Below are 12,274 nucleotides of genomic sequence, written 5' to 3'. Positions count from 1 at the left end.
TAGGTCATCGCCAGGGTTTTTATCCCAAAACGCCGCCCCAAAAAGGCGGCGTTTTTCTTTGCGTTATCGGCTGCCGCGCCAGCGGGCTTCGCTATTCCCGCCCGTATGTGCCACTGTGGGCGGCGGCTCGGGCACGAGGGTCTTGGTCCAGGGGTGGCGGTGCCGGCAAGCCTCCCGCAAGGGCGGCGGCCGAGTTCCGGTGAAGACAAAAAAGATTCGCGAAAGGTCTGAAATTCACGCTTTTCGCCCTTGAGCCGCGCCCGCACGCACGCGTATAATTTGCGCCCCACGCCCGGGGGTTTCCTTGGGCTTGCTTGGATCCACCGTGTCCCGAACCCCTGCAGCCACGAACCGCCTGGCGCGTAAAGCCGCGCTGGCACAGTTGCTGGCCGGGGGTGTCGTGGCGGTCCTGCTGGGCGCCCTGTACGGGCTGCCCGCGGCGGCGGCGACGATGACCGGGGCTTCGGCGGTCGCGCTGGGCACGTTCCTGATGGGGCGCGCCCTGCTCGAAGGCGGCGTGACGACGGCGACCGGCGCACTGATGCGCCTCGTGGTCGGCGTGTTCGCCAAGTGGGTGCTGGTCCTGGCGCTGGGCGTGCTGGCGATCGGTGTCTGGAAGCTCCCGCCGCTGCCGCTGCTGGCGGGGCTGGTGGCCGCCCTCGCCGCATCCGCGGCGGTGGCAATGCAGCGACGATGAATTCAAACAGGTTGGACGCAATGGCAAGCGAAGCCGAACTTGCCCCGACGAGCTACATCCAGCACCACCTCAAGAACCTGACCATCCAGTTCGGCGAGGGCGGCTTCTGGCAGCTCAACGTCGACACGCTGGTTATGGCGGCGCTGATGGGCTTCACCATGGTGTTCGCCTTCTGGCTGGCCACCCGCAAGGCCACGTCCGGCGTGCCGGGCAAGTGGCAGGCCTTCGTCGAGATCGTGCTCGAGTTCGTGGACGCCCAGGCGCGCGACGCCTACCCGGGTCGCAGCAAGCTGGTGACGCCGATCGCGATCACCCTGTTCTGCTGGATCCTGATGATGAACCTCATCAAGATGATCCCGGCCGACTTCTTCGCCATCCCGCTGCACGCGGTCGGCATCGAATACTGGAAGCCGGTCCCGACCGCCGACGTCAACGCCACGCTCGGCATGTCGTTCAGCGTCTTCTTCCTGATGATCTTCTTCGCCCTGCGCGCGAAGGGCCTGGGCGGCTTCGTCCATGAGTTCTTCACCGCGCCGTTCGGCCCGTGGATGTTCCCGGCCAACATCCTGCTCAACATCGTCGAGCTGCTCAGCAAGCCGGTTTCGCTGGCGATGCGACTGTTCGGCAACATGTACGGCGGCGAGATCGTGTTCCTGCTGATCTGGGTCCTCGGCGGCGTCGGCATCGCCGGTGCGATCGCCGCGGGCGTCTTCGGCCTCGGGTGGATGCTGTTCCACCTGCTGGTGATCCCGCTGCAGGCCTTCATCTTCATGATGCTCTCGATCGTGTACCTGAGCCTCATGGAAGAGCATCACTGAACCACGCTGCAAACCTTCATCCTTTCCTTTCACTCGTAAATCCGCTCGGAGAAACACCATGGAAGCTCTCGCCCTCCTCGCCAACGTTCAGGCCTCGACCATCCTGGCCATCGGCATCATGATCGGCCTCGCCGCCCTCGGCGCCGGCCTGGGCCTGGCCATCATGGCCGGCAAGTTCCTCGAGTCCGCCGCCCGCCAGCCGGAGCTGATCCCGGTCCTGCAGGTCCGCATGTTCATCACCGCCGGCCTGATCGACGCCGCGTTCATCATCACGGTCGCCGTCGGCCTGATGTTCGCCTTCGCGAACCCGCTGATCGGCCCGTTCATCGAGCGCCTGGGCTAATCCGCCCGACCGAACCCGCGCCCGGCACACCGCCGGCGCGGGTTGCCGTGCAGGACCCGCAAGGGTCCCGAAAGACACCGGATAGAGCGCAGCCATGAACATCAATGCAACCCTGATCGCCCAGGCGCTGGCCTTCGCAGGCCTCATCTGGATCATCGCGACCAAGATCTGGCCGCCGCTGCTCGCTGCCATCGAGGAGCGCCAGCAGAAGATCGCCGAGGGCCTGGCCGCTGCCGACCGCAGCAAGAAGGACCTGGCGCAGGCCGAGGAGAAGGTCAACGAGGTCCTGCGCGAAGCCCGCGCCAAGGCCAACGAGATCATCGCCCAGGCCGAGGCCCGTCGCGCCCAGATCATCGACCTCGCCAAGGACGAAGCCCATGCGGAAGCCAAGCGCATCCGCATCCAGGCCGACGCCGAGATCGACGCCGCGGCCACCCGTGCCAAGGAAGAGCTGCGCCGCCAGGTCGGTGCGCTCGCCGTGGCCGGTGCCGAGCGCCTGATCCGCAAGGAGATCGACGGCAACGCCCACAAGGCGCTGCTGGACGAACTCGCCGCCGACATCTGATCCGGACGCCGCCATGAGCCAAGCAGTCACCCTCGCACGCCCCTACGCCCGCGCCGCGTTCTCGCTCGCGCAGGCCCAGGGCGCGCTGCCCAAGTGGTCGGGCATGCTGGGCTTCGCCGCCCAGGTCGCCGCGCATCCCGACGTGCAGGCCCTGTTCGGCCACCCGCGCATGGATGCCGCGTCGCTGGCCCGCATGGTGATGCCGAAGGGCGAAGCCGACGCCGGCTTCGAGCGCTTCGTCGGCGTGCTGGCCGCCAACCGGCGCCTGGCCCTGCTGCCGGAGATCGCCGGCCTGTACGAGCAGCTGCGCGCCGAGGCCGAGCGTGTCGTCAAGGCGACGGTGACCTCCGCGGTCGCCCTGGACGCCGACGCCATCGCCCGCCTCACCGCTTCGCTCAAGCGTCGTTTCGGCCGCGAGGTCGAGATCACCGCCAGCGTCGACCCCGCCCTGATCGGCGGTGCCGTCGTGGACGCGGGCGACGTGGTCATCGATGGCTCGATCCGCACCAAGCTGGCGCGCCTCGGCGCGGCGCTGGCGAACTGATCCGATTTTCCTTTGAACCAAGCGCCGGCCCCGGCCGGACGACCCAGGGACATACCCATGCAGACGCTCAACCCGTCCGAAATCAGTGAACTGATCAAGGCCCGCATCGAATCGGCCGGCCTCTCGGCCGACGCCCGCAACGAAGGCACCGTGACCTCCGTCTCCGACGGCATCGTGCGCATCCACGGCCTGGCCGACGTGATGCAGGGCGAAATGGTCGAGCTGCCGAACAACACGTTCGCGCTGGCGCTGAACCTCGAGCGCGACTCGGTCGGCGCCGTGGTGCTGGGTGACTACGAGCACCTGCGCGAAGGCGACGTGGCCAAGACCACCAACCGCATCCTCGAGGTGCCGGTCGGTCCCGAGCTGCTCGGCCGCGTGGTCAACGCGCTGGGCGAGCCGATCGACGGCAAGGGCCCGCTGAACGCCAAGCTGAGCTCGCCGGTCGAGCGCGTGGCCCCGGGCGTCATCTGGCGCCAGTCGGTGGCCCAGCCGGTGCAGACCGGCTACAAGTCGGTCGACAGCATGATCCCGATCGGCCGCGGCCAGCGCGAGCTGGTCATCGGCGACCGCCAGACCGGCAAGACCGCCCTGGCGATCGACGCGATCATCAACCAGAAGTCCTCGGGCGTTAAGTGCGTCTACGTGGCCATCGGCCAGAAGAACTCGACCATCGCCAACATCGTCCGCCGCCTCGAAGAGAACGGCGCGATGGCCTACACCACGGTGGTCGCCGCCTCGGCGTCCGAGTCGGCCGCGATGCAGTACATCGCCCCGTACTCCGGCTGCGCCATGGGCGAGTACTTCATGGACCGCGGCGAAGACGCCCTGATCGTGTACGACGACCTCTCCAAGCAGGCCGTCGCCTACCGCCAGATCTCGCTGCTGCTGCGCCGCCCGCCGGGTCGCGAAGCCTACCCGGGCGACGTGTTCTACCTGCACTCGCGCCTGCTCGAGCGCGCGGCCCGCGTCTCGGCCGAGTACGTCGAGAAGTTCACCAACGGCGCCGTCAAGGGCAAGACCGGCTCGCTCACCGCGCTGCCGATCATCGAGACCCAGGCCGGTGACGTCTCGGCCTTCGTGCCGACCAACGTGATCTCGATCACCGACGGCCAGATCTTCCTCGAGACCGACCTGTTCAACGCCGGCATCCGCCCGGCCGTGAACGCCGGTATCTCCGTGTCCCGCGTCGGCGGCGCCGCGCAGACCACGATCATGAAGAAGCTCTCGGGCGGCATCCGCATCTCGCTGGCGCAGTACCGCGAGCTCGCGGCCTTCGCCCAGTTCGCCTCGGACCTCGACGAAGCCACCCGCAAGCAGCTCGAGCGCGGCCAGCGCGTCACCGAACTGATGAAGCAGAAGCAGTACGCGCCGATGTCGATCGCCCAGATGGCGCTCTCCATCTACGCCGTCAACGAGGGTTACCTCGACGACGTGCCGCTGAACAAGATCCTGGCCGTCGAAGCCGGCCTGCACGCCCACCTGAGCAACACCCAGGGCGCGCTGGAGAAGAAGATCGTCGAGACCGGCGCCTGGGACAAGGAAATCGAAGCCCAGTTCAAGCAGGTCATCACCGAGTTCAAGTCCACCGGTACCTGGTAAGGAACTGACATGGCTGGCGGCAGGGAAATCAAGACCAAGATCAAGAGCGTGCAGAACACCCGCAAGGTGACGCGCGCCCTCGAGATGGTCTCCGCGTCGAAGATCCGCAAGGCGCAGGACCGCATGAAGGACTCGCGTCCGTATGCGCGCCTGATGCGCCAGGTCATCGGCCACATCGCGCAGGCGAACACCGAGTACGTGCACCCGTTCATGGCCAAGCGCGACGGCATCAAGCGCATCGGCTACATCGTGGTGTCGACCGACCGTGGCCTGTGCGGCGGCCTGAACTCGCAGATGTTCCGCCGCATCCTGGCCGACATGCGCGGCTGGCAGGAGAAGGGCGTCGAGGTCGACGTGGTCTGCATCGGCCAGAAGGCGTCGGTATTCTTCCGCCGCCTGAAGGTCAACATGGTCGGCTCGGTCACCCACCTCGGCGAGAAGCCGGCGCTGGAGCAGCTCGTCGGCGTGATCAAGGTGATGCTGGACGGCTACGCCGCCGGAAGCCTGGACCGCGTGTTCCTCTGCTACAACGACTTCATCAACACGATGACCCAGCGCGCGACGCAGGACCAGCTGCTGCCGCTGCCGGCCGCCGAGAAGCTCGACGCCAAGCACGACTGGGACTACCTGTACGAACCCGACCCGGCCACCGTGCTGGACCAGGTGCTCACGCGCTACGTCGAGTCGCTGGTCTACCAGGCCGTGCTCGAGAACCTCGCGTCCGAGCACGCGGCGCGGATGGTGGCCATGAAGGCGGCCTCCGACAACGCGACCAAGCTGATCGGCACGCTGAACCTGATCTACAACAAGGCCCGCCAGGCCGCGATCACCCAGGAAATCTCGGAAATCGTCGGCGGCGCCGCCGCAGTTTGACCCAAACCCCCTGTAGGAGCGGCTTCAGCCGCGAAGCACTTCGCCTCGCAGCCCCCAGCGCTCCAACGGACCAAAGAATCGCTTCCCAGAGGAAACAGCAATGAGCCAGGGCAAGATTGTTCAGATCATCGGCGCGGTCGTGGACGTCGAGTTCCCGCGCGCGGACGTGCCGAAGGTGTACGACGCACTGAAGGTCGACGGCACCGAGATCACCCTCGAGGTGCAGCAGCAGCTCGGCGACGGCATCGTGCGCACCATCGCGCTCGGCTCGACCGACGGCCTGAAGCGCAACCTGGTCGCCCGCAACACCGGCGCCGCGATCTCCGTGCCGGTCGGCAAGGAGACCCTGGGCCGCATCATGGACGTGCTGGGCAACCCGATCGATGAGGCCGGCCCGGTCACCACCAAGGACCACTGGGAAATCCACCGCGCCGCGCCTTCGTATGAAGAGCAGTCCTCGGGCAACGAACTGCTCGAGACCGGCATCAAGGTGATCGACCTAATGTGCCCGTTCGCCAAGGGCGGCAAGGTCGGCCTGTTCGGCGGCGCCGGCGTCGGCAAGACCGTCAACATGATGGAGCTCATCAACAACATCGCCAAGCAGCACGCCGGTCTCTCGGTGTTCGCCGGCGTGGGCGAGCGTACCCGCGAGGGCAACGACTTCTACCACGAGATGAAGGACTCCAACGTCCTCGACAAGGTCGCGATGGTGTACGGCCAGATGAACGAGCCGCCGGGCAACCGCCTGCGCGTCGCCCTGACCGGCCTGACCATGGCCGAGTACTTCCGCGACGACATCGACCCGGCGACCGGCAAGGGCCGCGACATCCTGTTCTTCGTCGACAACATCTACCGCTACACCCTGGCCGGTACCGAAGTGTCGGCGCTGCTGGGCCGCATGCCGTCGGCCGTGGGTTACCAGCCGACCCTGGCCGAGGAAATGGGCGTCCTGCAGGAGCGCATCACCTCGACCAAGACCGGCTCGATCACCTCGATCCAGGCCGTGTACGTGCCCGCGGACGACCTGACCGACCCGTCGCCGGCGACCACCTTCGCCCACCTCGACGCCACCGTCGTGCTGTCGCGAAACATCGCCTCGCTGGGTATCTACCCGGCCGTGGACCCGCTGGACTCGACCTCGCGCCAGCTCGACCCGAACGTGATCGGCAACGAGCACTACGACACCGCGCGCCGCGTGCAGGCCACCCTGCAGAAGTACAAGGAGCTCAAGGACATCATTGCGATCCTGGGCATGGACGAGCTGTCGGAAGAAGACAAGCAGGCCGTGTCCCGCGCCCGCAAGATCGAGCGCTTCTTCTCGCAGCCCTTCCACGTGGCCGAAGTCTTCACCGGCTCGCCGGGCAAGTACGTGACGCTGAAGGAAACCATCCGCGGCTTCCGCATGATCTGCGACGGCGAGTGCGACCACCTGCCGGAGCAGGCCTTCTACATGGTCGGCGGCATCGACGAGGCCTTCGAGAAGGCCAAGAAGATGAGCGCGGCGGCGTAAGCGGCCCTCTCCCCGGCCCTCTCCCGCACGCGGGAGAGGGAGCTAACGCAGGAAATCCATCATGGCAAGCACCATCCGTTGCGACATCGTCAGCGCCGAGGAAGAGATCTTCCACGGTGAGGTGCAGATGGTCGTGGCCACCGGCGAGCTGGGCGAACTCGGCATCGCGCCGCGCCACGCGCCGCTGATCACCCGCCTCAAGCCCGGCCAGGTGCGCGTCATCCTGGCCAACGGCGAAGAGCAGTTCTTCTACGTCTCCGGCGGCATCCTCGAGGTGCAGCCGCAGGTGGTGACCGTCCTCACCGACACCGCCATCCGCGCCGCCGACCTCGACGAGGCCAAGGCCAAGGAAGCCAAGGCCGAAGCCGAGCGCGTGCTGGCCAACCGCGGCGAGGCGATGGAAATCGCCGAAGCCCAGGCCCGCCTGGCCGAAGCGATGGCGCAGCTGCAGGCCCTCGAGCGCCTGCGCAAGAACCTCAAGCACTGAGCCGGTAACCCCCGGTTCGACGAAACGCCGGCCTCGCGCCGGCGTTTTTTTTGGGCCTCGCGATTGCCCCGCCGACGCCTTGTAGCAGGGCCTTCAGGCCCGAAGCTTTTCAGCGAAAGGCTTCGGGCCTGAAGGCCCTCCTACAGGGGAAGGGTCAGCGGTAGACCCACTGCCGCCAGACCACGAAGCCGATCGCGGCCATCAGTGCCTCGACCAGCGGCTTGGCGAGCCAGGAACCGGCGAGTCCCGCGGCGGCCTCCACGGCCACCAGCAGCGCGGTGCTCAGCACCGTCAGCGCCGACCACGCCACCACGAAGCGCCACAGATGCCGCCGCTGCAGCTGCGGTTCGCCGCCGCGGGCAAAGGTGTAGCGGCCGTTGAGCCAGTAGCCCAGGCTCGCACCCGCGACGCGGCCGAGAATATTTCCCAGCACAAGCGGCAGGCCAAGCGCGGTCAGGCCAATGAACACCGCGCTGTCAAGCAGCAGCTGCGCGGCGCCTACAAGCAGGAAAAGCAGGGCTTGCCGTGAAATCGGGTGCGGGTGGCCGGTCATGCGCGCATGCTAGCAGCGCCGCGCCGGCGCGCCGATACTAGGCGCCAGGAGGGAACCCATGACCCAGGCACTGCACGTGATCATCCTCGCCGCCGGCGAGGGCAAGCGGATGAAGTCGCGCACCCCGAAGGTGCTGCAGCCCATCGCCGGCCGCCCGATGCTGGCGCACGCCATCGAAACCGCGCGCGCGCTGGGCGCCGCCGGCATCCATGTCGTGTACGGCCACGGCGGCGACCAGGTGCGTGCCGCCTTCGCCGGGCAGGCCGACCTGCACTGGGCCGAACAGGCGCAGCAGCTGGGCACCGGCCACGCCGTGCTGCAGGCGATGCCGGGCGTGCCCGACCGCGCCCGCGTGCTGGTGCTCTACGCCGATGTCCCGCTGATCACCGTGGACACCCTGCGCGGCCTGCTCGAGGCCGCCGGTAGCCGTGCCGCCGTGCTCACCGAAACCCTGGACGACCCGACCGGCTACGGCCGCGTGGTGCTCGACGGCAACGGCGACGTGCAGGCCATCGTCGAGCACAAGGATGCCGACGACCGCCAGCGCGCCGTGCGCCTGGTGAACACGGGCGTGATCGCCGCGCCCGCCGCCGACCTGCGCCGCTGGCTCGGCCGCCTCGGCAACGACAACGCGCAGGGCGAGTACTACCTCACCGACATCTTCGCGATGGCGCGCGCCGACGGCCGGCCCGCCGCGCAGGTGGGTTGCCTGGTGGCCGGGGAAGCCGAGGGTGCCAATGATCCGATCCAGCTCGCGCGGCTCGAGCGCGCTTTCCAGCGTCGCGCCGCCGAGGCCCTGATGCGCGAAGGCGTGCGCCTCGCCGACCCGGCGCGCTACGACCAGCGCGGCACCGTCACCGCCGGCCGCGACGTCGAGATCGATGCCAACGTGATCCTCGAAGGCCGCGTCGTGCTGGGCGACGACGTCCGCATCGGCCCCTTCTGCCGCCTGCGCGACGTGGTGCTCGGCGCCGGCACCGTGGTGCGCGCGCACAGCGACCTCGAGGGCGTCGTCGCCGGCGCGGGCTGCGCCATCGGCCCGTATGCCCGCCTGCGCCCGGGGACCGAACTGGCCGACGACGTGCACATCGGCAACTTCGTCGAAACCAAGAAGGCGCGCCTGGGCCCGGGCAGCAAGGCCAACCACCTGAGCTACCTCGGCGATGCCGAGATCGGCAGCGCGGTGAACATCGGCGCCGGCACCATCACCTGCAACTACGACGGCGTGAACAAGTCCACGACCACGATCGGCGACGGCGCCTTCATCGGGTCGAACTCGTCGCTGGTGGCGCCGGTCGAGATCGGCGAGCAGGCCACCATCGGCGCCGGCTCGGTCATCAGCAAGCCCGCGCCCGCCGGCAAGCTCACCATCGCCCGCGGCCGCCAGCAAACCATCGACGGCTGGCAGCGGCCCACCAAGAAGTGAGGGTTTGGCGGGGTCTGGTGCAGAGGCATTCAGACGCGGATTAACGCGGATCAACCCGGATAAGGCAAAAGCAAAAGGGTTTGGATCCTTGCGAGTCCGGCCCGCTTGCGAAAACCCATTCCGGCCTTTGCTTTATCCGCTTTTATCCGCGTCAATCCGCGTCAAAAAACGCTCTACTCCAGCACCGGCAGGACCAGCGTAACCACCAGCCCGCCGTCCTGGCGGTTGCCCAGGCTGATTCGGCCGCCGTGGGCTTCGGCGATTTCGCGGGCCAGCGCCAGGCCCAGGCCCGTGCCGCTGCGCTTGGTGGAATAGAAGGGCACCAGCGCGTTCGCCAGCACGGCCTCGCTCATGCCGGTGCCGCGGTCGCCGACCTCGATGCGCAGCTGGCCGGGCAGGCGCCGCACGCGCAGCGTCACGCCCTCCGGCGGCGAGCCGGATTCGTGGGCGTTCTTGAGCAGGTTCAGCAGCGCCTGCTCGATCTGGGGCACGTCCAGCCGCGCCGGTTCATCCGGCAGCGCCCCTTCGAGCACGAAGTCGATCTGGCTGCGCAGGCGCTCGGCCAGCGCCGGCCACGCCACCGCCTCCAGCCGCGGCGAGGGCAGCTTGGCGAAGCTCGCGTAGCCTCGGATGAAACCTTCGAGATGCCGTGCGCGCTCCTCGATGGTGCCAAACACCGACTCGAGCCGCGCGTACTGGCCGCGCCGCGTCAGCTCGGCGCCCGAGTGCGCCAGCGAGGCCACCGGCGCCAGCGAGTTGTTGAGCTCGTGGCTGATGACGCGGATCACCTTCTTCCAGGTCTGCACTTCCTGGCGCCGCAGCTCGGTGGTGAGCTGGCGCAGCATCAGCAGCCGCTGCGGCCGGCCGTTCAGCCGGAACTCGCGGCGCGAGACGTGCCAGGTCTGCTCCTCGTCGTCCTCGCCCAGGCTGAAGAGGCCGTCGCGGCCGGATTGGATGGCATCGCGCAGCGGCTCGGGCGCCGCTTCCAGCAGCGCCTCCAGCGACTGGCCCTCGATGCGCCGCCCGCCGTTGAACTCGCGACGGGCGGCGAGGTTGGCGTAGGTCACGTGGCCGGCGGGGTCCACCAGCACCATCGCCACCGGCGTGTTCTGCACCATCGTGTCGAGCAGCAGCTCGCGCTGCACGAGCCCCAGGCGCTGCTCGCGCAGGGCGTCGCCGAGCGCATTGTGGGTGTCCACGAGCTCGGCGATCTCGTCGTTGCGGCGCCACGACAGGCCGAAACTGAAGTCGCCGTCGCGGTAGCTGTCCACGGTACCGGCCAGCGCGCGGAACAGCGACAGCATCGGCCGGAGCTGCTGCCGCACCGCCATCGCCACCACCGGCAGCATCAGCAGCAGCGCCAGCGCGAACGCCGCCAGCGGCGACGTCAGCCAGGCCTGCAGCGCAAGCGCGAGGCCGATGCCGGCCGCCAGCAGGAGCAGCGTGAGTCCGGCGAGACGTCCCGCCAAGGACCAGCGAACGCCCCGGCGCGTCGCCACCTCAGCCGCGCCCGATGCCCAGGCGCTCGAGCCGCCGGTACAAGGCCTGGCGGCTCAGCCCCAGTTCGGCCGCGGCCTGCGCCAGCACGCCGTTGGCGCGGGCGATGGCCGCTTCGATGGCGGCGCGGTCGGGTTCGGCGTCGGTCGCGGGCATCGCCGGTGCAGTGCTCGCGCCGGACGGCAGCGGCAGGCCGAGGTCGGCCGCCATCACCTCCGCCCCGGTGCCCAGCAGCAGCGCGCGCTGCAGCGTGTTCTTGAGCTCGCGCACGTTGCCCGGCCAGCGGTGCCGCAGCAGCGCCTCGCGCGCGCCGGGCGACAGCGGCTTGGCGCCGCCGATGAAGTGCTCGGCCAGCGGCAGGATGTCGTCGGGGCGCTCGGCCAGCGGCGGCACGCGCAGCTCGATCAGGTTCAAACGGTAGTAGAGGTCTTCACGGAACTGGCCGGCGCGGATCATCGCCGGCAGGTCGGCATTGGTGGCGCTGATCACGCGCACGCGCACCTGGCGCTCGCGGTTGCTGCCCAGGCGCTCGAAGCGCCCGGTCTCGAGCACGCGCAGCAGCTTCATCTGCCCGGCCGGCGGCAGGTTGCCGATCTCGTCCAGGAACAGCGTGCCGCCGTCGGCGGCCTCGAATTTGCCTTCGCGCGCCTTGGTGGCGCCGGTGTAGGCCCCGGCCTCGGCGCCGAACAGCTCGGCCTCGATCAGCTCCGCGGGCAGGGCGCCGCAGTTGAGCGTCACGAACGGCCCGGACTTCACCGCGGAGTTGGCCTGCAGGATGCCGGCGATCACTTCCTTGCCCGAGCCGTTCGGGCCGGTCACCAGCACCGGCACGTCGGCCTGTGCCACCTGCGCCGCCAGGCCCAGCAGCCGCGCCATCGCATCGTCGGCCCAGACCATGCCGCGCAGGTCGAGCTTGGATTCGATCGCGCTGCGCGTGCGCTGGCGCGCGCCGCGCTCGCGGGCCAGCAGGCGGTTGGCCTGGCCCAGCTCGATCAGGTTCGATACCGACGCCATCAGCCGCGCGTCGTCCCAGGGCTTGCCCAGGTAATCCGCCGCGCCGGCCTTCACCAGGCTCACCGCCGCGTCGAGGTGCGTCCACGCGGTCAGCAGCACGATCGGCAGGTCCGGGTGCGCCGCGCGGATCTGCCGGAACAGCGCTTCGCCTTCCTCGCCCGAGGTGGTGTCGGCGCGGAAGTTCATGTCCTGCACCACCAGGTCCACCGGCGTCTCGGCCAGCAGCTGCAGGCCTTCCTCCGGCCCCGCCGCGTGCAGCGTGCGCAGGTCATGCAGCGAGAACAGCACCTCCAGCGCGGTGGCGATGGCCGGGTTGTCGTCGATCACCAGGACGGTAGGCATGGG

At 68.8% G+C, this 12,274-nt stretch carries 13 protein-coding genes; 10 read left to right on the top strand and 3 right to left on the bottom strand.

What is annotated here, in order from left to right; translation table 11 throughout:
* Positions 1-325 precede the first annotated feature (325 nt).
* The 9 genes from N787_RS07020 (at position 326) to N787_RS06980 (ending at position 7,439) form a co-directional block, all read left to right on the top strand.
* Positions 326-697, top strand: a complete 372-nt coding sequence (locus N787_RS07020; protein ID WP_245593985.1) for a hypothetical protein — start codon at positions 326-328, stop codon at positions 695-697.
* A gap of 20 nt (positions 698-717) precedes the next feature.
* Positions 718-1,515, top strand: coding sequence for a F0F1 ATP synthase subunit A (gene atpB, locus N787_RS07015; protein ID WP_034212063.1), 798 nt, complete (start codon positions 718-720; stop codon positions 1,513-1,515).
* Between the two features lie 58 nt (positions 1,516-1,573).
* The gene (atpE, locus tag N787_RS07010) at positions 1,574-1,858 is read left to right on the top strand and encodes a F0F1 ATP synthase subunit C (RefSeq protein WP_034212061.1); all 285 of its coding nucleotides are present in this window, start codon (positions 1,574-1,576) and stop codon (positions 1,856-1,858) included.
* A gap of 94 nt (positions 1,859-1,952) precedes the next feature.
* Positions 1,953-2,423 carry a F0F1 ATP synthase subunit B gene (locus N787_RS07005; protein WP_034212060.1) on the top strand — a complete coding sequence of 157 codons (471 nt, stop codon included), beginning with the start codon at positions 1,953-1,955 and terminating at the stop codon, positions 2,421-2,423.
* A gap of 13 nt (positions 2,424-2,436) precedes the next feature.
* On the top strand, positions 2,437-2,967 hold the full coding sequence (locus N787_RS07000) for a F0F1 ATP synthase subunit delta (RefSeq protein WP_034212058.1): 531 nt from the start codon (positions 2,437-2,439) through the stop codon (positions 2,965-2,967).
* 57 nt (positions 2,968-3,024) lie between these two features.
* Complete coding sequence (gene atpA / locus N787_RS06995; RefSeq protein WP_034212056.1) at positions 3,025-4,569, top strand: F0F1 ATP synthase subunit alpha; 1,545 nt, start codon at positions 3,025-3,027, stop codon at positions 4,567-4,569.
* 9 nt (positions 4,570-4,578) lie between these two features.
* Positions 4,579-5,442: a F0F1 ATP synthase subunit gamma gene (atpG, locus tag N787_RS06990; RefSeq protein ID WP_034212054.1), complete on the top strand. Its 864-nt coding sequence runs from the start codon at positions 4,579-4,581 to the stop codon at positions 5,440-5,442.
* A 100-nt stretch (positions 5,443-5,542) separates the two neighbouring features.
* Positions 5,543-6,952 carry a F0F1 ATP synthase subunit beta gene (gene atpD / locus N787_RS06985; protein WP_034212052.1) on the top strand — a complete coding sequence of 470 codons (1,410 nt, stop codon included), beginning with the start codon at positions 5,543-5,545 and terminating at the stop codon, positions 6,950-6,952.
* Positions 6,953-7,013: 61 nt separating this feature from the next.
* Complete coding sequence (locus N787_RS06980; RefSeq protein WP_034212050.1) at positions 7,014-7,439, top strand: F0F1 ATP synthase subunit epsilon; 426 nt, start codon at positions 7,014-7,016, stop codon at positions 7,437-7,439.
* A 154-nt stretch (positions 7,440-7,593) separates the two neighbouring features.
* On the opposite strand, the gene N787_RS06975 is transcribed toward N787_RS06980, so the two are convergent.
* Entirely contained in the window at positions 7,594-7,992 is a 399-nt protein-coding gene (locus tag N787_RS06975) for a GtrA family protein (protein ID WP_034212048.1), read from the bottom strand.
* A 58-nt stretch (positions 7,993-8,050) separates the two neighbouring features.
* On the opposite strand from N787_RS06975, the gene glmU reads away from it, so the two are divergent.
* Complete coding sequence (glmU, locus tag N787_RS06970; protein WP_034212046.1) at positions 8,051-9,418, top strand: bifunctional UDP-N-acetylglucosamine diphosphorylase/glucosamine-1-phosphate N-acetyltransferase GlmU; 1,368 nt, start codon at positions 8,051-8,053, stop codon at positions 9,416-9,418.
* A gap of 173 nt (positions 9,419-9,591) precedes the next feature.
* Here glmU and N787_RS06965 read toward each other — a convergent pair whose 3' ends face one another.
* On the bottom strand, positions 9,592-10,887 hold the full coding sequence (locus tag N787_RS06965; RefSeq protein ID WP_245593984.1) for a sensor histidine kinase: 1,296 nt from the start codon (positions 10,885-10,887) through the stop codon (positions 9,592-9,594).
* A 31-nt stretch (positions 10,888-10,918) separates the two neighbouring features.
* Positions 10,919-12,271: a sigma-54-dependent transcriptional regulator gene (locus N787_RS06960; protein ID WP_034212042.1), complete on the bottom strand. Its 1,353-nt coding sequence runs from the start codon at positions 12,269-12,271 to the stop codon at positions 10,919-10,921.
* Positions 12,272-12,274: the final 3 nt, after the last annotated feature.

This window comes from Arenimonas metalli CF5-1, assembly GCF_000747155.1.
Lineage (GTDB): Bacteria > Pseudomonadota > Gammaproteobacteria > Xanthomonadales > Xanthomonadaceae > Arenimonas > Arenimonas metalli.
The sequence above is the reverse complement of the archived record's forward strand: the minus strand, read 5'-3'. Positions and strand labels throughout refer to the sequence as shown.